Raw genomic sequence first — 24,040 nt, 5'->3', positions numbered from 1 at the left:
TTCTTCCGATTCAATATCTAATGGGTTCTTATAACTTCTACAATTCAAACTCTCGTTTTATCAACCACTCTGGCAAATAGTCTGACTGTACCTCTATTTTCATACCTCTGTCATATGCCAAACAGATTGGGGCGAGTAAAAACCAGCTTATAAAACCATCTGAAGCATGTGGGGAATGATCTGTATCCTCACTTTGATCGTTATAATATTCTTTGTGTAATTGAATAGCTTTTAAGAGCTTTTCGTTAAATAGTTGTTCATTCTGACGGAAAAGAGCATCATAAACACCAATGATGGGTTCGTATATATTTAAGACATAATCGGCGGCAAATTGTTCATCTAAATAATTCCCTACAAATGGCTCTGTGGCTTTAATAGTTTCTATCACCACTTCCTCACTAGGACTATTTAAATGCTTATAGAAATTAATCATTGCCAAATCTAATTTATCTAAACTTAAATTTGAACGCCTGAAATCTCTTTCCTGTGCCTTCATCATGAGATCAAATCCTTCTTGATCTCTGATGACAAGGAAAAAACTTAAATAGGTCATCCATGAACCACAATCCATCAATAGCGTTAAACCTCCTGGGGCTTTTACTTCAATTTCTTTACCTTCTTCAAATGAAATAGTTACATTTTCTGAGGGATGATAAGCCATGGTGAAGTGACTTTTAGCAAAGCGTTGGATATTTTGTAATAAATCAATCTCAATATTTTCATTTCTTTCACTTACGATTGATGCATTACAAAATATGTTCATGAACCCCCTAGTATTAAGACCAATCAAAGTTAAATCATCAACAAATATATTTTTTTCATACCCGTCATGAATATTTTTCATTTTTCTATCATAGTTCTTAAGAACTCTTTTAAATTCATTTTCTCTATGAGTTAAATTTCTTGCTATGTATTCCATTAGTCAGTTGATAAATCAAAGTTCAGTACAAATTTTCTAATTTTCGTTGGTTTCAGTTGTCCTGTTGTTGTATTAAATTCTTGTTTTATGAGCAAATAATCAATTTTATGTCTTTCATAGGCTTCTTTTAAATCTTCTGCCAAATCCTTCTCTTCCTGCCCTGCATTGTCATTTTTACTCATATTATTAATAATACTCATCAAATATTCATCTGTGCCTTGTTCTACATTTTTTTGTTGATACTTACGAGTACCAATACGAGAACTTCCCCCTTTTGTCTCTACAATAATAAATTTTTCGTTTTTAGTATCATAATAAATTCTATCAAATTGACCTTGTTTGACTTTTCTTTTAAGGACAATTTTTGTATGTCTTTGTCATCACTGTTCTATGTGTTAAGCGACAGCGTCAAATAGAATATATCACAATAAATACACCAATTAGTCAATAATTTAACATCACATCAGTGATAAATAAACCTTAATATTCAACTTTTAATTATGCATTTTCATAAAAAAAAACCATCTAAGCCAAGCAGAAAGAGGGACTGATTTGAAATATCAACTTAAAGGTGTTTATGTAATTGGGTTGATGAATTACATAGTTTTTCTAAGCATAGAAGAAGTAAAAAATATACAGCAGTAAGCTACAATTTTATAAAAACAACAAGCCAACCTCGTTTTTGTAGGTTGGCTTGTTGTTTATTCGCTATACAAATTATTTTCACTCAAATACTTTCTTACCTTTCTAATCTGCTCTATATTTTCTTCGGATTCTATTTCCAAAGGGTTATTATAATGCAGCATTTCTATGCTTCCATCCTCCCATTCTTCTACTTTGATGAATGGGCAATTGAGGAGTTGAGCTTTGGTGTGATGTTTTTCATATTTAAAAGGTATACTTACACAATGATAGAAATATGATTCCAAATAAGAAAAATCAGAATATACTTTATATTTATCTAAATCATGTTTTTCATCAAAATCATATAAATTCCCTACATCAACCCAACTTACATAACCTAAGCCATTGGGTAAGGATTTGTAGAGGTTGAAGAAGAAGGTGTCGTATGACATCACCTCTTCATCGTTTTTATTTTCATTAGGAATCACTGCAAATTCTATTTGTTCTCGCATTCTTAAGCTAAGAGAATAATTGTTCAATAAAGTTATACTAATTCCATAATCTTCGTAATTATAATTATCTATATTTATCAATATTTTGTCTAATTCTTGAAATTCTTCAATAAGTTCTAAACAACTCATATCTGTAATTTTAACAAAAGTCTCTTCTCTCTTTTCAAGAGAAAAATTTATCAAATTTAAAATCTTAATTAAATTACTTTTATTATTTTCTGTATTAAATGATATAATAAACATGTTATAAATCTTGTGTTATTATCACTTTTTCTCTAATTGGAGATAAAGTTTTATTATTATCAAAAAATGTATTTTTCTTCTTCTCTATAGCTTCTTTAGCAATATCAACCTGATTAGTTTTACCCGGCATCACAATATACTGAACTTCTACCTTACCTCTAAAACCACTCATATTTATGCCTTTTTCTTTTAAAATTTGCTTTAAAAGATCAGCTTCTTCACCTTTAGAAGAAAGTATTTTAATCATCTTCGCATAATCCTCCAATTGCTCAACATCAATTTGTCCATTGACATATCCTGATTTTACATCATAAATCACTAATTTACCTTGAGCATCTACATGAAAAATACCATCTGGAATACGCTTTTTACTAAACGCAGGAAAATCTATCTGTGGATGTACAACACCTGTAATTGATAAATTCTTCTTGGTGGCTACATAGGATTCACAAATCGCTCCTCTTGAGCCTTGGTTATCTATTTTAGAAAGTCTGCCTGTTAATTCATCTATACTATTGGCCGTTTGCCCTAATTGTTCATTAAACTCTTTAACAACTTTAGAACGAATGTTTGCCGCGTCCGTTCCTTCTGCTAAGTTATCTAATTGGTCTTTATATTTAGTATAATTTGGAATATTTGATAAGTCGGAATCTAATAATTCTGAGTAACCTTTCGCTTTTTTATCTCCATTGAGCATTAATTGTTTTATCCTATCATCTCCAAATACAGTATGAGGAACAGGGTAGGATTTTGTCTCTCCTATAACTCTCAGAATCTCATCAGGTGAAGTTTTACCGTCTAATTTTTTTATTAACTTTTCTTTGGATCCGTGATTATTGATTTTATCAACACATTCATTCCATATCTTTACATCTGAAAAATTACCTTTTGAAGCTACAAAAGAACTTAAACCTTTTAGGTTATCAATGTTTTTTCTTATTACAGGTGATCCTCCTCCTTTTGTCAGAATAAACCAATTATCAACCAAACCTATATCGCCTACAAAAGCTAAAGCATAATGATCATTGTTTATTAATGTCTCTAGCTCTTGGCCTAAATCTGCATCAAGCGCTTTAATTTCTGCTACTTTCTTTTCTAATGCGGGAGATAAAGCTACACTTCTATTATGAACACCGACCGCTGAACTACCTACAAAATAAGTATGGGTATTTTCAACTGTAAAATTATAAACATCTACAGAAGCCGTTTCATCAATAATTTCAGAAATAACAAGCCAACCTTTCTGAGACCAAATACTATCTCCTTCAATAAGATCTCTTGCTTTTCTAAAATTGGCAGGAGTAAAAATTGGATGCTCTGGCGTTGAACTGAATAAAAGTTTTTGTTGACTATAAAAATGTCGAAGACTAGAACTTTGTCTTATAAAAGTATTGGTTACTTTTGATAGAACTATATTGTTGTTTTCATCAAAACTATCTACAAAATCTCCCTCTTTTATCTCCTCAATATTCTTGTAAATTTCACCATTTTGATAAACAGGAGTTCCTGCTACAAAACACCCTCCAAAACTACTTACTACTCCTTCATCTTCTAATTGCTTTCTTGTACTTGGAGGAAGCTCATTTAAATCTTTCAATAAACGCCCAGCAAACATATCTAAAGCAGATGCACTTAAGATTCCTAATTGAACATACAGGGCATATTCATTCCATGTATTACAAAAATTACTCTGAGAAAATTCATCTGTAGAACAAACAATATCATTTACTGTAGCCGTTAAATCCACTATTGATAAAGAGGCTCTTAAACTAGTGATAAGAAATTGTTTACTTAAAAATGATGAGCTACGAGCTCCTTTTAATAATAAGTTAAATTCTCCAACACCAAAAGCAAGTGAAACAAGGTCTGCTGTTAAAAAAGCCATATCAACTGTATGATCAAAATTCTGATCATCTGTGAAAGATTTTAATACAATAGCAGGAATTATCACAGCATTTTTTGAAGAGGTCTCCTCTTTCGCAATATAAAAACTAACTGGAGTGAAGATATCTCCAATGGTAAACTTCACTTTATCATAACGACTACCATAACCTCCTCCTGAAGTTGCATAAGTTTGAATTAATTTCCCTTGTCGCTCTTCATAGATTGTCTTATCATCATCAAATTTTAAGGAGTTTACGACATTACCTCTAAATGAGGCACCAACAATTAAGACTGCTTTTTCATCTGTTTCATTTTCAAATAATTTCCATAGAGTATAAACTTCTTGAACAAATGCACTCCTTGACAAACCATCTAAACTATTATATTGGTTAATAATGTATTCAGGATGTGATGAAAATTCATTATAGAAATACTCTTTATCTGCATCATCAATTGTTGCTAAAGATTTGACAGAGCATAACTGATAGGTATCATCATCAAAAAAACCAGATTGGTTAGTAGAAAGTAATTTTATTAAATCTAAACGTACTGATCGACTAAGTAATTCAAAATCACAAGTTGTAAATTTCTTTACTTGTTCAATATCAATATCTCCTTCAGAGGCATAATTACCTATTAAATTATATTCTCCTTTTTCATGGTTTGTTATCTTTTTAAATAATTCTTTGAATAAATTTATTTGATTTTCATCTAAGGGACTACCATTAAACCCTTCTAAAAGTCCTGAATTTTTATATTTCCCAGATAAAATTAATATATTATTGAGATCATCCCCTATTTTAACTAATTGATAATTACTTGATGAATATTCATAAGATTGGCTATTTTGAATATTAAAATAAGCATACTCCCTTAAAGTTCCACTGTTATTTTTATTAGGTACTCTTATGGTAATATTATTTCCTCTTATAGCTTCAAATCCTTGAAGGTTTAATTCATCCAATAATGACGCTGTAGAAAATGTATAATTGCCGTCTGTAATTGATAATTCGATATTCAATAAATTCTCTCCTCTACTATTAGCACAAGAAATTTCATTAAACATTCTTACTATTTGAGCAAGTTTATCTTCACTAACACTCTGCCCATCCTCATCCTCATTCTCAAACCCAACCGTAGGTGCAGGATTTTGCACCAAATCCCATTGCCATTTCCAAAGTTCCTCACCTATACCGTAATCCATAAGGTTATTGGTTGTTTCTTGAGCGAAACCTTCTTCATTAGGATATTCCATCCACGTATGTTCTAATCCAAACGCTCCATGACCAAGTTCGTGGGCAATGGTACGGAAAGTCGGTGTACTACCATTATTAAAGATGAAACCGTAACGACCCGATAACATCATGTAACCTGAAACATCTGCTACTGAAGAACCTCCGGCATAGAACAACACAAACTCATTGCCTTTTGGCTTAGCATAGTTGTCCTTAAAATAATTGATGATGTATTTTTGTTCGTACGTATAACCTGTTAACGTTGTAGAACTTCCCACTTCTACTTTACCATCTTCTGTTGTGATGTCCCAAAAACGGTCGGCATATTCCATATCTGAAGTAGCTTCTATCACTACTGTCCACTCTATTAAAGCGGTGCCGTAAATTGTATTTAAATAATTTTGAAGTGTTTCTTTGTCTGGTAATTCTTGCCCATTTACGGCGTAAAGACGAAGAGTATATTGCTGCTTCTCGTAGGGTTGAACATTGATTTTACCATAATATTCTTCCTTATTATTTACCATGCGATACGCTTGCCATTCCGTAGATTTGTTGTCTTTTTTGCTTTGTAATTTTACAACTCCATCAATAGCTTCAGCGGTTAAGGTTTTGTCTTCTGAACTAAATATTATATTGTCTATTGTTCCACTTATAGCTACTGTTACCTCTTGTGTTCCTTCGGCGGCTACCCATGGAATAATATAATTTTCTTCCGTTTCAAAAGATACCTCTACATGTGCATTTTTATCTACTGTTCTACCCCCCGCATCAAAGCCATATGCGGTTGCTGATGATGAGGAAAAATACAACCTGTCTGTTTCTGCCCAATTTTGACCATTCTGAACTTCTCCAGTTTTACTACCAACAAGCATATAGATGTTTTCGAACATAAATTTAAACACCCAAACAGACATTTTTGTCGCAGTAATTGCCTCTGGAATAGTAGAAATTGATAACATAGAAGAAATACTTTCTACATTATCTGCACTTTCTTGCCCTGAATTGACAAGATTATTTGCTGCATTGTAAACCTTAAGTCCTAATTCCAAATAGTCTGTTTCATTTGTTGGAAATCCAATATTTATAATATCTACAGACATGTTAATCAGAGAGAGCATATCCTCTAAAGTACGTTCTATAGATTCTTGGCTTGCGGTAGCTGTTTTAGCCATTTTAAGTGCATCGGAAGAGGGGTTACTTTCTCCTTCCAAACGTGTAAGAAAGGCTATAAGACTATCGCCAGCAACAAATGTTTTTTCTGCTTCTCGTTTTTGTTGATCCACATTAGTTGCCTGTAAAGTACTATTAATTCCATTAGAAAATTGAACAAAATATTGCACCCCTTGTTGTAATTCTTGGGTCACATAATCCAATGCTTTTTTAACAGCTTCTTTCTTACGTGATTTTGCTATTAATAAATCCTCTTTATCTATCTCTTTTTTACTCAATAAACCGTCTACTACATCTTGAGCTTCTGCTATTTCTTTAGCTGTACCTTCTTCCTCTATATTTTTTAATGCTCGTTCTGCTTGTCTTAGGGCCTTTTTGGTATTTGAGAGTTCTCGTTTCTGAATTGCTACAGAATCTTTTGCTGTATTGAAATCATTTTTGATATCTTCAGGTAAATTATTAATAACCTTTTTAACAAATTTCACTCCTTCAATAACCATATCAAGTGCACCTAAACCTTGAGTAATTAAAGTTTTAAGTTCAGGATCTATCAAATCTGAATCCGAACCTATTATTAATGCTTCACCTTCTATTAGTTGATAATCTGTATTAAGAACAATATCCTCCCATTCAACATTAAAATACACTGCTTCAAATGCTTGGATTCTTATCATGCCATTGCCCATGTGTTTACCATCGATAATGTCGTCTTCTACAATTATTACATCAAAATCTCCGGCTGTAAATATTTCTCCTACTTCTAATGCAAGTGTATAAGGCTCCTCATTTTCCCAACTAATAGCTACTTCACCTCCTTCGCAAGAATACGTACTTTTAGGTTTTAACTCTGTAGATGCTTCTTGAATTGCAGACCATTCTCCATACCGTTCTCCATTACAAATTCCCCTTACTTTAAATTCATAAATTGTTCCATCAGTCAGTCTTTTAACTACTCCATTTACTGCTAAAAATTCTTGAGCCTTCCATGGTAAGGGGTCTTCGTCTTTATCTGCTTTCCTACGGTATTTTACTTCATAAGAGTCATGAGAAAAATCACCTAACCAAAATAATTCAGCTCTATTTTCTGTTGTATTCGCTACTGCAAATTGTTCACAGGCTTTACAAGCATCACCAAATTGAAATAACTGAGGAGCACTCCACCCTTCATTTTTAATTAAACCTAATTCATCCTCATCATACGCTTGCACACGCCATGCATACCAATTACCAGGTTCTAAAGGGCTATCCATAGGGCCTAACTGATAAGCAGGTACCATGATTCCTTCCTCATCTATAATTGGGGGAGTAGTTGCAAAAGCATCTCCTGCAGTTTGTCCTTCTCTTAGGATTTCGACTACCTGGAATCTATAGGTAACATTTTGAGGACGGTTAGGAGATACTAAATGTCGGGGGTTCCAAGAAAAATTAACATATTGGGGGTCTGAAGCAATTACTTTTCTAGCATTTGCAGGTAGCATTAATAATGGGGGATCACTTAATACAAGAAAGCATTGATATAAGCTAGTATTAGAAATCTTTCTTCCTGTATAAAAGTCTAAAACCTCTAACGTAAATTTATAATAACCATCAGGCAAACGTCCTCCGTTAGATACAATGGCAGAAGTACTTCCGCTTACAGCAGATAAATTATTTAACTCAAAATAAGGACCTAAAACGGTTGCATCAAGTAATTCCGTCTGACCGCCAACAAGGTGTACAGGTTCTGGATTATAATTCTGTTTTGTTTCTAAAAGGAGTCTTTTTTGTGTATTTTCTATTCTCAATTTAAATTTAACAGGAATATCAGATTGGCCTAAATCTTTTAACCATATAGTTGCTTGTACTTTATTACTACCAAGTTGTGTGTATTCTGATAATTTAACCGGATAGGGAGCAGTCAATGTCAATGTTGCTTGTACAGGGTACCTCTGTGCAAATAAAGTACTACTACTTATTAGCAATACTAATAATAGTGTGTATATATAGTTAGAATTTTTCATAAAAGATTGTTTAGCTTTCTTATTGTTAGTTTTACTTACTTAAAAAGTTAGTAAGCGAATTGTTAAAATTTAGTTTCTTAGATGTAAATTTAAAAGAGTATAGTTCAGCAGATTTTAACTTTGGCAATGTTGATAGATTAATTTCAGCTTTATTTTCAATAATAATTTTTTCTTGATCCATTGTAATCAATTTCCAATAATATGACTCTCCAATGATTTTAAAGATTTGAGGTATTATTAATTTTCGATTATTTATACCACCTAAAGTTCGTGTACCATTATCACAATAATACCAACTTAAATTAACTGTACAGCCCCATGATTCATTATTTTCAATACTACCATTAGTTGATCCAATTATTGTATATTCAATAGTCGAAGATCTAGGACTAACCTTATCAAAAGTGCATTCTCCATCTGGAAGAGCAATATATATATGATGATTATTTGTATAACTGAACGTATAATCCCCTGGTGTTTTCCAAAAACCATCATCGTTTATAGTTAGATCATAAGCCCCAGTAAAGCAGCTTTCAGGATCTAATTGTATAGTACAATCTTCAGTTTCAATATTTACGAAAAATTTATCTTCTTGTAAATCTATAGTTTGCCCTTGAATAAAATTCACATAAAAAATAAGAGAAATTAGTATAATTATCGTTTTCATAAGCTTCTAAAATTTTAATTGAACAGGTTGACTAAAATTAGAAGTAGCACCATCAGCATAAATAAGCTTTACTCTATATTTATATATAGCACCATCAGCTACCTTATTATCTAAAAAAGTAGATGATAACTCTTCCTGTCTCGCATAATGTCTAATTGGTTCATCATCTTTTGCTCTATATACATCAATAATATATTGTCCACTAATAGGAGCTTTCCAATTCAATCTAACCCCCTTTTCATCTCTTTTAATTACTAAAGAAGAAACACCTTCTCGTTCTTTTTTATCAAATTTATGTAACATCACAGGCTTTGTTGGTACAGATTCTAACCCACTCTCATCAACTGCAATCATTAAATAATAATAGGGATCATGATTAATAACAGTAGAATCTATAAAAAGTTGTTTGCCCTTCACAACACCTTTTTCTAGTATCAATTCCCATCTTTCTGTTTCATCAGCACCTCTTCTATACATTAGGTGAAATTCAGCATCTTCACTTGTACTTGGAAACCATTCAATGTAAGGCCCTTTACTATCATTTCTAGTAACAGTAAAAAGAGGTGTTGAAGGAGGTATTATATCTGGTCTTGAAATTATTAATGGTTCAGATAACTGGGATGGATTACCACGTTTATCTAAAGCCATAACTTTATAATAGACTTTCTTATTTAAAACCTTTAAACTTATTGAATCTGTAAAAGAAGTTTCTTGTATTTCTTTTGTAGTTACTTGAATGTAGGCACCTTCTTTTTCATTTGCTTTAAATACTCTATAACCATATAGATCATATTCAGGACTTGGGTTCCAAGACATTTCAATTCTTCCAACGGAATCTACTTTTCCAATTAATTCTGTTGGAATAGAAGGTGGTATACTATCGTCTAACTGAACAAAAGATAGTAAAGACCAATTTACTTTCCCATCACGATTTACCGCACCTAACTTGTAATAATTAGAAGAATTTGGTCCTAAATCTATAAAATCACCTGTTTTAGGAATTAAATTATGTTGTATAGTATCAAATAATTGATCTGTTTCTCCTCTTGCTAAGATAAACTTTTCTACACCTAAAGTTTTTGTTTCATCTACTTTCCATTCTATTAAAACACTTCCAGATAAATTATCTTCTTTTGCTTTAATTTCAGGAATAAATTTCATTTCTGGATAAGCAACAACATTGATTGGTTTTGAATAAGGGCCCCACTCTCCAAAAGCATCCTTACCTTTAATTCTATAAGAGTAGGTACCTTCTTGCTTTCCTAATGTATCTATGTATAACATATTAGGAGAGGGCTTGTCTTTAGTAGGTTGAATAAAAGGTGTTTCTGTTAAATCTATATAAGACTTGCCGTTATCATCAGATCTTTGTACCCAATAACTACTAAAAACATTACTTAACATTATCCAATCCCAACTAACATTTACCAACCCTTGCGTGTATTTTGCATTTACTCTAAAAGGTTCTGGTAAGGGCTTATAATTTTCAGTATTTAGAAGTACTATTCCTTTTTTTATCATTTCAATAGAATCAGGAACTAAGCTATATACTCTATAAAGGTACCTTTCTCCCTTAACTATAGTATTATCTTTAAAAGACAGCCCTGATAGTTTTGCTACTGAAGCTGATTGATCTGCACTAAAAAGTGCATAAGTAAACCGAGCCTCTCTATCTTTTACCTGATTAACGATTTGTGCTAATCCGTTATTCATAGATCCACTTGCATCTAAGTTAAAACTTTTACCATATAATGCCTGTGCGGCAATAGGTAAATAAACATCGGAGGTATCTTTCTTAAATACTTCCCCCCATTGTTCTTGACTAGATAAAGTAACTTTTTCTTTTAGTACTTTTTTCTCTGCTTTTTTTAAAAGTTTCCCATCTCTAAAAGTCGTTACTCGTTCAATTTTATAACCATACTTGTTTAATAGTTGCCATGAAATTGAAGTTGTTGGAGCCCAACGTATTTCTAAGAAATCTTTATGTATTTTGCCAATAACCTTTATTTCAGAAGTGGTCTCTGCATTTATTTGTTGCCCTAATGCCATCATGTTGACACCAAAGATCAAAATAACAATACACAAGGTATTTGTATATAGCTTAATTAATCTCATTATTGAATAATGTTTTTAAGTCTTAGTTTATGTATAGAATTAGGTGTTGTTTTACCTGGAAGTGTATAATTCATAATTACATGATATATTCCTTCAAACAAAAATGGTGCTGCAACGTTTGTTCTAATAAAGTTTGTAATTTCAATATCTTGAGGGTCTGTTAAATTTAAGTTACCTTGTTCAGATAAATCTTCTAATTCTGCTTGAAAATCTCTAAAGTCCATTCCAACATAATAATCTGTATTATAGATTATTCTAAATCTATGATGAGCTTCAAGGTTTCCAGAAGATAATTCATCATCTGATAACATTATTGCACCTTCGGAGTTACTAGCAAAATAGGTACTATATTTTGGTTTAACCCACCCGAATCCTTCATTTTCTTTTCTCCAAGAAATTTTTGCACCATGTAATGGATAAGAAGTATACATTAATGGATTAATAACATTTTGGAAGAAAGTATCAGTAAAATCAGCTTCTAAAGATATTAATGGAGCAGTTTCTCCTTCTCCGATAACTTCTAATTTATCTAAGGTCTCATTATGGAAAGTTGGTATATACACACTCATTTGCCTTCTAAAATTATATGGCAAAATACCTGTTAATCCAGTTCCAACATTAATACCATTCATTTTTGCTACAAATGTTCTAAAATGACTACTTCTAAATGTTGAGGTATATACTATCTTATCTTCTGAAGATTCTATATTCTTTTCTGTAGTTGTCCTTTTAGTTACTTCTACAGAAGATATATTCCCCTTTTCCTTATTTAAAGAGACTTGGTTATTATTGTTAATAACATTTTCATCTATATTAAATGTTGCTTTTGGTATATGCACTAAGTCCAAAGTGTAAACTTTATTGGTTTGCATATCTGATGGAATATCAAAAGACACTTTCTTTTTGGCATTATTGTATTCAACGTTTCCATATGAAATAGAATTGTCAAAACTAGTAAAACGAGCTTTAACTTCCCATTTATTCGGATCAGATACTTCAAACAAATATCCCCAATCGCCCTGTCTCATATCAAGGTAACCTCTGGGGGTTTCCTCAATATAAAAGTTCATTTGTCTCTCTACTGGATATGCATACACAACATGTTGCGGATCAATATAATCTGGTCGTTTTCCTGATTTAAATTTAACAGATCTCCTGAGTACATCATTACTATTTACAACAACCCATTCTCCATTTTTCTTTTCTCTAAAATCTAATGAAATTGAAAATTCATATTGAGCTTCATTCTGTAACATATTCTGAGGTTGTAATAATAAAGTTGTGTGTTCATCATTCCAAATCATTTCACACACTTCTTCTTTATCATTTGATTTACTTCTCAAAGAAATATCCTTAATATGGATTATATAACTTTTCTTTTGATTTAAATTTGGATCAATTAGTTCCATTTCTTGATCAATAGGCACATTAAATACTACTTGAGGAGAAGTAAAAACATCCACTTCCTTGCTACCTTCAACAGGTGTTATCGTGGCTATAATCTCGACCCCTCCTAATGGACTAGCGCCCGAAATTTTACATTCTTCCCCTAAAGTAAATTCAAAACTACATTGCCCTTTAACAGCCCCACCTAAAATATTAAATCTTCCTCCAACTACACCAAATGCATAAATTGGATTAGGCCCCTTAAACTGTAATAAAGCTGCAAATGCTGCATCCAGTATTTCGAACTTTCCACTCACAAACCATAAATCTACTTTTACTCCAATTTTTGCTTTGATATACGTATAGATCTGTCCTTGAGCATACCATCCATTTAAACCTATTCTATTTCCTGTATTTGCACAAACAGTATTCGGTCCATAACTCTTTAACATTAAATCAAACCCAAAACCTGCTTGTAAATGAGCGTAAAACATTAAAAATTCTAATTCTGAAGTATCTAAATCCAATGATGCTCCAAAAGCAACTCCTCTTCCTCCTGCTAGTGCTTCTTCTTGTCTACCACCTGTAATAGGAGCGCCTGGTTCATATCCAAGAATATCTATTACTTGTTGAGGTGCCTTAAAACCAGAAGGTAAATTATCTCCAAACATAAAATATGCAGTTGCAGAAAAAGAACCTAACATAGTTAATGATATAGGGTTTTTACTTGTACCAATATGTACATACCATGTGTCTTCTTCAAAATGAACTACAGCTTTACCAAAACCTTCCATAACTCCTGCTTCTACACTAACTATAAGTTCGCCATGGTAAATATTATTTTCAAAGTCTAGAGAAACCACTAAACTTGCAAAAATAGGAGATGATTCTGCTTGAATATAAGCACATTCATAAGATGCATTTTCAACATCCTGATCATTTTGTATTTCAGTTGGACTTGCATCTTCTTTAGCTACTAAATTCGTTAGTGAGTCATCACTTAAACCAGACATAGTACTACTCATTATATTTGCACACCCCACAAAAATTGCTTTCTGAATACCTCCTCCTTTAAAAAAGCTCATTTCAAAAGTTGTTTCTGCAAGTAAAGTACCTTTATCAGGTACTGCAAATACTATAATTGCTTTTAGACCTAAACCTACTTTTGCATTAGGTAAGTAAACTCCTCCTGTAGCAGATTTTACTAAACTGGCTTTATTAACGTTATTTGCATAGGTAGCTCTTTCCATTCCATAATAGAGTCCTCCTCCAAAGCCTAAAAATGAGAATGATCCTACTTGTAAACCTGGATCTGGTAGAATAACAAGAGCATCTACATACCAATAACTATTACCATCTTTCTTACCAAACATTATTGTAGCTGCTGCTCCTAAGCCACCTGATTTTGTTAAAGGTCCTAATTTTGCCTCTACAGTACCCATAAATACATCTCCATAAATAGGATCGTCATTTAAAATACTAATTGTCCCACGTATGTCATAGGTATCTTTCTTTACTATTTCTATACTAATCTTAGAAACCTCTGTACGATTATAACCCCACCCGTTTTCATCCCTAAAACCAATTACTTTTACAGCTCCGCCTCCTCCAAAGCCTTCTAATTTATCATGTAAATGAACCATAGCATCTACTTTGAGTTCTACCGAGCCACCTATAGCACTAATACCAATTTCATTAATCGTTAAATTTCTCCCCGAGAGCTTTTGTTCTAATGCCTCGGAACTAACACTAAAAGCTACAGCAGAGAGGTATGGTTGCCGTGTTTCAATTAATAAACTCTGAAAAGTTATACCCACTAATTCAACATCTGACTCTTTCGCACCTACATCCATACTTCCGTCAACATCAACACCTGCATAAAAAATACCATCTGTAATTTCAATAGTAATCTCTGTTCGAGTAAGTATTAGTTTACTTCTCTCCCCTAGTGGAGCAAACGGCAAAGTTTCTTCAGTTGAAGAATAGAACCTAAAATCACCTCCGCTTTCTATTTGAGCCTCATAACTTAATACACCAACTGAATCTGATGTTGGAATTTGTAAATCCCCTCTCAGATCTGCCATAATAAACTGTCCTTTTAAGATGTCTACTTCAACTCTGTCGAGAGAAATTGCCCATCCACCTCCTATTTTTCCTTTATCTAAAGAAAGTAAATAGTGTCCTTGGAAATTACCTGTTAACCCATTGTTATCAATGATTAAACCCGTAACCTGTATCCTTGTTCTATTCTGATTAACACCTTCTAATGCCAAAGAGTCTGAAACATTTCTTTCTTCACGTTCGTCTGCAGTAATTTTTATTCCCTTTTTAGCTTCAGCTGAGTCTCTAGCCACTTGAGATTGTCTAATTTTATCAAAATCACTGGGCATAATTACTTCTGCCCTACGAATGTAGAAACCTTTCCATAAGTTTAGATTTCCTTCTAAAAAATCTGCCGAATGATAATTATCCGGAAAAATAACATTCCCATTAGAGACCTCTGACTGATCATAAATAACATCTTGAGCACAAAAGACAAAACCTCTATCATTGGTTTCGCCCATTCTAAACCTAGGTAAATTCACTTTTACAAGCATTTCATCTAAAGAAACTATTGTAGTTTTTACTGAAGAAACTACTTTCTTTCCTTTAATTACATCTCCACTTGCATTTGCAGGTCTAATTAATGTTGAATCAAATACAATGTCAAACTCTGCTGCCATGCTCTCATAACCATCACAATTCCAGTTTACATAGTTTTCTCCCCCAGATAATAAACCTTTAAATTCTAAATTAATATTTTTTGTTAATGCAAGACTATAATCTTTCAATAAAGCTAATTTACCTAATCCTCCAAAGCCTTTTTCTTGACTAAAAGCGACATCAAAAGCACCAAAAACTAACTTTTTATTTGATTTTGTAAAGTTTACTACAAGACCAACATTTACAAAAGCTCCTTTTGGAGTTAACCTTACATTATCAATAATTATAATAAAGTCTTTTCCTTTTATTGTCTTTTTTATACCTACAGGTAACGAAACTAATTCATCTTCTGTAAAAACATTTACAAATAAATCACCAGCATTTACTGTCTCATACGCCAATAATATTTTTGCTTCTTGAGCATCAATATCTCTCATGGCTTGCGTTTTAATTTTTAAAGGTTTCTCAGTCAGTTTTTTTTCTGATTTGAACGATGGTACTTCAACATCAAAAGCTCTAAATTTTTTAAACTGTTTTGTTGAGGTAATTTTATTTTCAAGTCTTTTTATGTCCTCAATCGGTATTTCCGTAGCCAACAAAGTAGTTGATGTAACTATTAATACTCCGATTAATACTAATAAATATTTTTTGCTTAGTTGATACATTAGTTAGTTTCTTTAGATTTTGTCTTTTTTAATCCATTAAATCTAAAACTATATGCCAAAGAGACTGTTAGTTCAGAAATTGAATTATCTGCTTTTTGCTGGTCTAAACGGTTTAAAAGTACACTACTTAAATTGAACGTATGCACTTTATTTAGAGTAGTTGAAGCACCTAACCTCCAACTATAAACCATAGATTGTATTATTTGATCTGTTCTACTTTGATTAATAGAAAAACTTGATCTAGCTTTTATCTTTTTCTTTAAAAATCCTTTTGTTATACTTAAAGTAGGCCCCGTTGTAAACGTACTAGGCATTGCTGCGTTTGCCTGTGTTAAGCTAGCATTGGCACTAATACCAAATCTTAAATCCATTGGTTTATGTGACCAATTCCATCCTAATGCTCCATTCCAAAATTTACTATCTGCATTAACCGCTGCAGAATCTGTCTGCAGGTCTGCAGTTTGTTGGTAATTTACATTAAGTGATATACTTTGTGCAATATTCTTAGATTGTGAGATTCTCCAATTAATTCCAATATTTGCTGCATCTGTAAGTTGTGTATAATTTAAAGTGTCTAAAGGTTGATTAGGGTCTGCTTCATTTATCACCTCAAATTGATCTCTAATTACTGTAAAAGAACGAAAGTTAGAATAGCTTGAATTTACATTAATCTTTTCATTTACATTCCAAGCCAAATTAAACGCCATATTAAAATTTGACATATCACTAGAGTTAGCCCCTGTTAGATTATCTCTTTGTGTTCCTAAATTTGCCCCAAGATTAATTTTATTTTGAAAAAGACCTCCAGCAATATTCAAAGTAGCTGTTTCAAGATCACTATTTGCATAATAACTCCCTAATGTTCTATATTCTGGACCAATTCTTTCGTAAGAGCCTCCAATATTCCATCCTTTTATTGTATAATTAATACCTCCGTTAACAGCCCAGTACATAGCAGTAGAGGTTCGGCTTGTAAAAATCCAATCTAAACCTTGAGGTCGATCAGGGCTTTTTTCGGATTGAGTATCTGTTGTCAAGAAGGATATGCCTATTTCAGTTTGAATAGTTAAATTTTCTATTATTTGTTGACCAATAGTAAAAGATGTTGCTAAATTTTCTTCTGGAAGTAATCCTTCTGGTAGAGAATCTGTTGGATAGGTTGATGGATTGTCTTTTGCATGAAAAAATGAAATACCCAAACTTCCAGATTTATGTCTGTAGTCTGTTTTAAAGCCTACTCCCATTCTTCTAAATGATGGAGATTCTCCTCCTTCATTACTTGTTGCAACTGCTTTTTTTAATCTCCCATACATTACTGTAAAATCCCATCTATCCGAAGGACTTCCAGATACAGAACCTCCAAAAAATGTATGTCCCCCTAGTGTATAGGGTGATAAACTAATACTTCCATACCCAACCTGAAAGTTCATCCATTTATATGTAGGCGCAAGAGAGAATTGATTAAATGGTTGATTGTAACTAAAGTTTTGATTGGAATATGAAAAAGAAAGAGGTATTGCCATTCCATATACATCAAAATTTAAATTTCCAGACAATATATAACGGTAAGGGTCTCTTCTACTTTCCATTCCCCATGCAGAATAAGCCGTTTGATTAACAGAAATACCTCCTGTAACTTTTACGGGATTCTCTTTCCCAATTTTATCTATTTGTTGGGCAAAAAGCCGTTGACTAGATAAAAGAGATAAAAGTAAGATTATGTTGAGTGTTAGTTTCATTAAATAGTTGCTATTAAAAACATTATTATTTTACTGATAGCGCTAATGTTGTAGTTGTATTGAAAAATAGTTCTTTTGATCTGAAATTCTCTGACGCTACATAAACCGATGTATACTGGTTTAAATCATCAATATATAAATCTTCTGAACTATTAATAACTTCATTACTTCCCTCTTTTTGTAATACCCAATAATACTTTTCTTCTAATTCTTTAAATAATGAGGGTGCTATAATTTTGGATTTATCTTTTAAGCCTGTTGGAATAACTTTTGGTGTGTCTTCTTCTATTTTATATACTTTACATGTAAAGATTAAATCTTCATATTGATCAAAAATAGGACCTCTATTATCACTCATATCTCCATCAGTTGGTATACAACCATTAGTAAGATTATTAGTAGAATAAGCAACATTTTGAATGAGCTTAACTTCAGCAAAATTAACTAAAAGGTTGTCAATTGTCCTTACACCAATTAAGTTCCCAGCACCTGTAATAGAAGATAGTTCATTTATATTAAAAGTTTGACTAAGATTCTTCCACTCATCGCTGCTACAACTACTGTTACCAGCTCCTGGCCCAATGTTGTAACATGCTAATTTACAATCTGATAAAGACTCATTCTCCTTTAATTTATCACGTTCACAAACATCAGGATATTGAAGAGTCCACCTGTAATAATTGATGAAAATTTTAATGTCTATATTCTGAATTAATACAGTATTATCAATTTTTTTATAACTTTTTGTATTAAAGTCAATTTGCTTCTCTAAATTATTATCTCCATTAAAGCCACTTTCTTTTATAATTATATTATTTACTGCATATGCATAATTCCAAGGTCTCCCTCCCCAAGATGGTAAAAATTCATTTACTCCAGTTTCGTTTACCTCAATTTGAATAATATTATTATTAACATCTAATTCTATTATCTGAGCGTTATTTTTATGTGCTATAAACACAAAAAATAATATATATATAATGTATAAATGATTCTTCATTATTTCTCAAAAATTAATAGTTCTACTCTTCTGTTTTTAGCTTTATTTTCTTCCGTATCATTGTCTACTAAAGGTTGTTTATCTCCTTTAGAAGTTGCCTGAATACGGTGTTTTTCAATTCCTTTAGTCCAGAAATAATCACGTATCTGTTTCGCTCTTTCCCAAGCTACTTTTGCTTTTACTTTATCAGTACCAAGATCATCACTATGTCCAATAATTTTAATACTTAAGTCTGGGTTATCTTCTAATAATTTCACTGTGTAATCTAACTGTAATTGTGATTGTCTAGTTAAGCGTGTTTCATTAAACCTATACTGTAAAGTATATTTAATTGGCTTCATTTCTGATCCAGATTTAGGAGTGTTTGTCGTTGTGCTTGGTATTTCGTCAATACTTTCAACATTTGTTGCTACTGCATCTCTCTTATTATTAAAAGATCTATATTGGTATTCCTTATTTTTTGTGTTCGTGGCTGTAGACTTATAATATGTTACTTTATTTCTTTTTCGAGAACCTAATTCTTTTTTTAACCTTAAAGCTATTTCAAAAGATGATTGATTAGGTAAAGAAACATCGTTAATAGCTGTTCCAAAATAATTAAACATGGCTATCTCATACTTTTTTTGATCAAATTTAAACCCTAAACCAAAACTTCCATTATTAGAATACGATAGACCCGCCACTAACGATCCTGTGCTTATTGGGTCTGTAGGGTTCTCATTAAAGAAATGATATCCTCCCCATACAGTTCCTTGCACAAAATGTCTGTTATCATTTAATTCATAAAAAAGATCTGGAGTAATTGATAAACTAGGATGTGCCCACATAGTCAAACATGCCGTTACACTGTAACCAAGGTTTAGGTTATCTTCTGATAGAGGTGATGAATTAACAGGTTTGTTCATGCGGTATAAATTTATACCAAACCTATGACGCTCTCTATTGTACCTGTCTAAACTAGACCACATTATACCACTATATACACTAGTATAACTATTTCTTTCATAGCCAAAAGACTCATTAATTTCTGCTTCTGGAACATACCCATATATAGGATGCCATAAACTTCCTGTTGTTACTCCATCCGTAGATAATCGTATAGAAGTCCATGCTACACCTAAACCTAAAGCTAAATCATGGTTTTTCTTTAATCGAATAGTATACGCAAAAGAACCTCCAATTTCTTGCGTTTTAAAACCTACAGTTTCAGAAGGCGATTCATTTAAAAAATAAAGCCCGCCACCACCTTGTACTAAGTTTGTTTCTTTATTAATCCATGGTAAGGCTGCAGTTACTATACTTCTATTCCTGTATACACCTTCTCCATAATTAATAGATTTATGGAGTAAGCCTATAGATGCATCTGTATTAAAACCACCCCATGCAGGCGAAACCCTAATTGGAGCATATTCTCTTAAAGCATCATAACCAGAAAGTTGTGCAACTACAGTAGTACTAAACATACTAAAGCAACAGAACGCAATACATAATTTTATTATATTTTTCATTGTTGTCAGTTTGTTAGTTTATCTTAATAGATTGATTGTCCCTGTATTTCCGCCCTTAAAACTCACTTCAGAGCCGTCTTCATATTCCCCTTGAATTTTCCAATAATATGTCCCATTGGGTAAATCAATAGTACCATTTTTACCATCCCAACCCTTTTCCATAATATCCTCTTTGGTATTTGAGAAATAGACAACTTTTCCTTTTTGATCAGTCACTTTAATAGAGAGTGTATTTATTCCTTTTCCATACACTAAAAATGTATCGTTATTACCATCATTATTTGGTGTAAATAGATTAGGAACAAAAACTTCATTTCCAACATATACTGTTACCTCTTTTGTATCAGTACACCCTTTATCAGTCATTACCTCAACGGTATAAGTTGTTGTGACCTCAGGGTTTACAGTTGGTGTAGCTATATTCGGTTGATCTATATTATAATCTGGATACCATAAATAATACTTTCCTCCACTTGCTGAAAGAGTTATTTCTCCTTTATAACCAATCGCAATATCATTACTTATAATAATTTCTGGCAAAGGGTTTACAGTAACAATAACAGTGTCCTGATAAGAAATACAATCTCCTAATGACGCTGTTACAATGTATTCTTGGGTTGTTGTTGGCGATGCAAACGGGTGAGCTGATGTAGCATTATCTAAGCCAACTTTTGGTTTCCACGAAAAATTATAATCGTGTTCTCCACCGTCAATAACGGGATAGCCTCCAATTTCAACACCTTCGCCAATACAAATTTCTTGATCATTACCTGCGTTAACAGCGTAGAATTCATTTACAGAAACAGTTACAGAATCTTGAATACTTACACATCCTTTTTCAGAAGTTACTGTAAGAAAATAAGTTGTTGTTGATTGTGGACTTGCCATTGGCTGTGCAATAGAAGTGCTATTTAAACCTAAAGCAGGAGACCAACTATAAGTAAAATTACTATTGGTGTTTTCTCCTATAACAACCTCACTAGAGGTACATATTGAATGATCAATACCAGCTTTAGCAATCGGTAATTCAAAAACCTCTATTGCGACTGTATCAAAGGCTACACAACCCTCCCAAGAATATACTTCTGCAACAATTTCTTGAGATTCTGTTGCTATAAATGAAAAAGTCGGATTTGGTTCTTCTATTAGTTTATCTCCATTTAATACATACCAATTTACTTCTTTCCAATCTCCATCAACAGTCAAAATTCCTGTTTGATTAAAACAAATTTCATATTTTGATGGAAGGTTTATTTCTGGTAATTGTAATATGTTTATAGCAATTGTATCTGCCCATGAACAGCCTAATTGATTTGTAACTTTACACCACAATGAATCTTCTTCAACTGCTTTGTGTATATATATATTCCCTTCATTTAAAGCTCCTAAATTTTTGGAGAACCATTCAACTTTATCGTTTTCAGTACCAATATTAAATTCAAATTCCTCTTTAAAACAAATTGCTTTATTCCCTCCTAAATTAAATTCTGGTAAAGCTAATTTATTAAAAATTAACGTATCAGAGAATACACATCCATTTATATTTGTAACGACCGCCCATATTTTTTCATCATTAAAGACTGTTGCACTGTATTCGGTTGATGTTTCTTCGGGTAGTAAGCCACTAAATTCTGAATACCATTCTATTGTAGCAATATCATGTAATGTCTCTATCTCTACTCTAAATTCATTGCCTTCACATATACTTAAATCAGCACCTAAATTAAATTCTGGTAAGGGTAACATTTCAATAGTTACTGTATCATATCCGATACAGCCATTGTGATTAATAATTTCTGCGACGTAGGTCTTTGTTTCTAAAACATCCACAACTAAAAACCATTCATTTTCTTTAATTGGAGTTATATTCCCTTCTTCATACCAATTTACTTCTTGCCAATCACCCGGAATTTGTAACTGTGTTTGTTCTAAGTAACAAATATTCTGATCTAACAAGTTTATTTCGGGTAATGGTAAAATATTGATTGTTATAGTATCTTTTACTGTACAACCTAAAGTTTTTTCGACTGCAACTTCTACTGCTGTTGTTTCGGTAAATGAAGTAGTTAATTCTTTCTCGTTACTTATAATTGTGCCGTCTAATAAAGACCAAGTCACTATATCACTTTCAAGACCTTCTGATAAAGAAAAATCAATACCTGCACAAACAGATATATCAGCACCAAGGTTAGGTTTATCACAAATAATAAATGTTTGTTCTGGTGATAATGATGAATACTGATTATTGTTTCCAATAGCATATATTGTCCAATAATACATTCCTTCTTCTAAAGAATCTAATTTATATTTATTTTGATGTAGGTAGGTGTTTTTTTGATTGACATTATTATTTACATCTGCTTGAATAAGTAACATTGAATAATCATTAGTATCCCGACCTAATCCAATACGGTAACCTTTTGAATCAGGAACGGTATCCCAACTAAGTGTTACACTGTTCATAATGGTTTCTACAGTAAGGTTATTTGGGGAAATAACAGTTTGGGGTACTGAAAAGTGTTTATTTAAATAGGTAATTGTTCTTGTACCTGTATATGTTTCACCAGATACAATAAGGTCTAATCTTTGGTCATTATTCCAGTCTAAAACCTCAATACTTCCATTATAAATTTCTGTAAGACCTATTCCTGAGTTTGTAAATTGAGTACCCGCATTATACATTACTTTTATTTCTTTAATTCCTGCAGAATTAACACCGGAAATAACAATATCTACTAAATTATCATTGTTAAAATCGGCGGTTACAATATCTCCCCCTGCCAATTGTGGTAGACCCCAAGTTTGTTCTTGCCACCCAGTTTCCAAATTTAAATAAGCTTTTGCAGTCGATATTCCCCCACTTCCAAAAAATGAGAAAATTAAATCTGTTCTTCCATCTGCATTTAAGTCTGCTTTTTTTACAATTAAAGAAGACCCATATAGAAACGATGTTATTGCAGGCTCCCATTGATTAGCTCCAAAATTTAAATATAGCTGAGAAAAATAAGTCCCATAATTATTTGTCCCGCCAAGGAAAACATCTAAGTATCCATCATTATTAGCATCAAAAACTTCTATTACTCCATCTTTAAAGGAGGGTAATCCTATCTTTTTGTCCTTCCAATTATCATTCTCATCAAATTCCCAATAACTAATATAAGTACTATCACCTACATCTCCAGTTAATAATACACCCTCGTTACCTGTATGATAAATATCTGCAATCACCGATGTAGAATTGCTAATTTGAGGAAGAAGACTTACTGTTGCTCTCCAATGACCATTTCCAAGATTTAAATATGCATGTACTACTCCTTGTCCAATTTCTGTTTCGCCAGATATAATAATATCAACCAAACCATCTTTATTTAGATCACCTGTAGAAATACTAGGAGATTGAACAGGTATAATTCCATTACTCCAATTTAACCAATTCATACCATCAAATTTTCTGATAGATATTACCCAATTATCATTTTCGTCCTGTCCTGCTAAAATTAAGTCTAAAAGGCCGTCATTATCAATATCTAAAGATATGATTTCACTATTCCTTATTAAAGGTAGTTCAGGGAAATTAATTTCCTCAAACCCCTGTGCATTACTTTGATAACCAATTATTGATAATAATATAGTTAATATAAATAGTTTATTAAGTCTCATTGTTAGTTAA

11 protein-coding genes are annotated in these 24,040 nt (G+C 32.2%); all 11 read right to left on the bottom strand.

Annotated elements, in window-relative coordinates; all coding sequences use genetic code 11:
* Positions 1-37 precede the first annotated feature (37 nt).
* Positions 38-919 carry an immunity 49 family protein gene (locus tag EI427_RS23480; protein WP_126619640.1) on the bottom strand — a complete coding sequence of 294 codons (882 nt, stop codon included), beginning with the start codon at positions 917-919 and terminating at the stop codon, positions 38-40.
* Positions 919-1,119: a hypothetical protein gene (locus EI427_RS23475; RefSeq protein ID WP_126619638.1), complete on the bottom strand. Its 201-nt coding sequence runs from the start codon at positions 1,117-1,119 to the stop codon at positions 919-921. Before EI427_RS23475 ends, EI427_RS23480 begins: the two co-directional genes overlap by 1 nt.
* 501 nt (positions 1,120-1,620) lie before the next feature.
* Entirely contained in the window at positions 1,621-2,298 is a 678-nt protein-coding gene (locus EI427_RS23470; RefSeq protein ID WP_126619636.1) for a hypothetical protein, read from the bottom strand.
* 1 nt (position 2,299) lies between these two features.
* A complete protein-coding gene (locus tag EI427_RS23465) occupies positions 2,300-8,587 on the bottom strand; it encodes a polymorphic toxin-type HINT domain-containing protein (protein WP_126619634.1) in 6,288 nt (2,095 codons plus the stop codon).
* Positions 8,588-8,618: 31 nt separating this feature from the next.
* Positions 8,619-9,254 (bottom strand): hypothetical protein, encoded by a 636-nt coding sequence (locus EI427_RS23460; protein WP_126619632.1) that lies wholly within the window; start codon positions 9,252-9,254, stop codon positions 8,619-8,621.
* 6 nt (positions 9,255-9,260) lie between these two features.
* Positions 9,261-11,369, bottom strand: a complete 2,109-nt coding sequence (locus EI427_RS23455; RefSeq protein WP_126619630.1) for a fibronectin type III domain-containing protein — start codon at positions 11,367-11,369, stop codon at positions 9,261-9,263.
* Positions 11,369-16,123, bottom strand: coding sequence for a hypothetical protein (locus EI427_RS23450; RefSeq protein ID WP_126619628.1), 4,755 nt, complete (start codon positions 16,121-16,123; stop codon positions 11,369-11,371). Before EI427_RS23450 ends, EI427_RS23455 begins: the two co-directional genes overlap by 1 nt.
* Entirely contained in the window at positions 16,123-17,862 is a 1,740-nt protein-coding gene (locus tag EI427_RS23445; RefSeq protein WP_126619626.1) for a TonB-dependent receptor, read from the bottom strand. Before EI427_RS23445 ends, EI427_RS23450 begins: the two co-directional genes overlap by 1 nt.
* Before the next feature lie 25 nt (positions 17,863-17,887).
* Entirely contained in the window at positions 17,888-18,862 is a 975-nt protein-coding gene (locus EI427_RS23440; protein ID WP_126619624.1) for a hypothetical protein, read from the bottom strand.
* Positions 18,862-20,370, bottom strand: a complete 1,509-nt coding sequence (locus EI427_RS23435; RefSeq protein ID WP_126619622.1) for an OmpA family protein — start codon at positions 20,368-20,370, stop codon at positions 18,862-18,864. Before EI427_RS23435 ends, EI427_RS23440 begins: the two co-directional genes overlap by 1 nt.
* A gap of 18 nt (positions 20,371-20,388) precedes the next feature.
* Positions 20,389-24,030, bottom strand: coding sequence for an FG-GAP-like repeat-containing protein (locus EI427_RS23430; protein ID WP_126619620.1), 3,642 nt, complete (start codon positions 24,028-24,030; stop codon positions 20,389-20,391).
* Positions 24,031-24,040: the final 10 nt, after the last annotated feature.

The sequence above is a fragment of the Flammeovirga pectinis genome, assembly GCF_003970675.1.
In the GTDB taxonomy this organism is placed as follows: domain Bacteria; phylum Bacteroidota; class Bacteroidia; order Cytophagales; family Flammeovirgaceae; genus Flammeovirga; species Flammeovirga pectinis.
Note: the sequence above shows the minus strand (reverse complement) of the source record. Positions and strands in the feature narration are given on the sequence as shown.

Coding starts and splice junctions, on each gene's coding strand:
- EI427_RS23480 (WP_126619640.1), bottom strand. CDS start 919: ATGGAATACATAGCAAGAAATTTAACTCATAGAGAAAATGAATTTAAA.
- EI427_RS23475 (WP_126619638.1), bottom strand. CDS start 1,119: ATGAGTATTATTAATAATATGAGTAAAAATGACAATGCAGGGCAGGAA.
- EI427_RS23470 (WP_126619636.1), bottom strand. CDS start 2,298: ATGTTTATTATATCATTTAATACAGAAAATAATAAAAGTAATTTAATT.
- EI427_RS23465 (WP_126619634.1), bottom strand. CDS start 8,587: ATGAAAAATTCTAACTATATATACACACTATTATTAGTATTGCTAATA.
- EI427_RS23460 (WP_126619632.1), bottom strand. CDS start 9,254: ATGAAAACGATAATTATACTAATTTCTCTTATTTTTTATGTGAATTTT.
- EI427_RS23455 (WP_126619630.1), bottom strand. CDS start 11,369: ATGAGATTAATTAAGCTATATACAAATACCTTGTGTATTGTTATTTTG.
- EI427_RS23450 (WP_126619628.1), bottom strand. CDS start 16,123: ATGTATCAACTAAGCAAAAAATATTTATTAGTATTAATCGGAGTATTA.
- EI427_RS23445 (WP_126619626.1), bottom strand. CDS start 17,862: ATGAAACTAACACTCAACATAATCTTACTTTTATCTCTTTTATCTAGT.
- EI427_RS23440 (WP_126619624.1), bottom strand. CDS start 18,862: ATGAAGAATCATTTATACATTATATATATATTATTTTTTGTGTTTATA.
- EI427_RS23435 (WP_126619622.1), bottom strand. CDS start 20,370: ATGAAAAATATAATAAAATTATGTATTGCGTTCTGTTGCTTTAGTATG.
- EI427_RS23430 (WP_126619620.1), bottom strand. CDS start 24,030: ATGAGACTTAATAAACTATTTATATTAACTATATTATTATCAATAATT.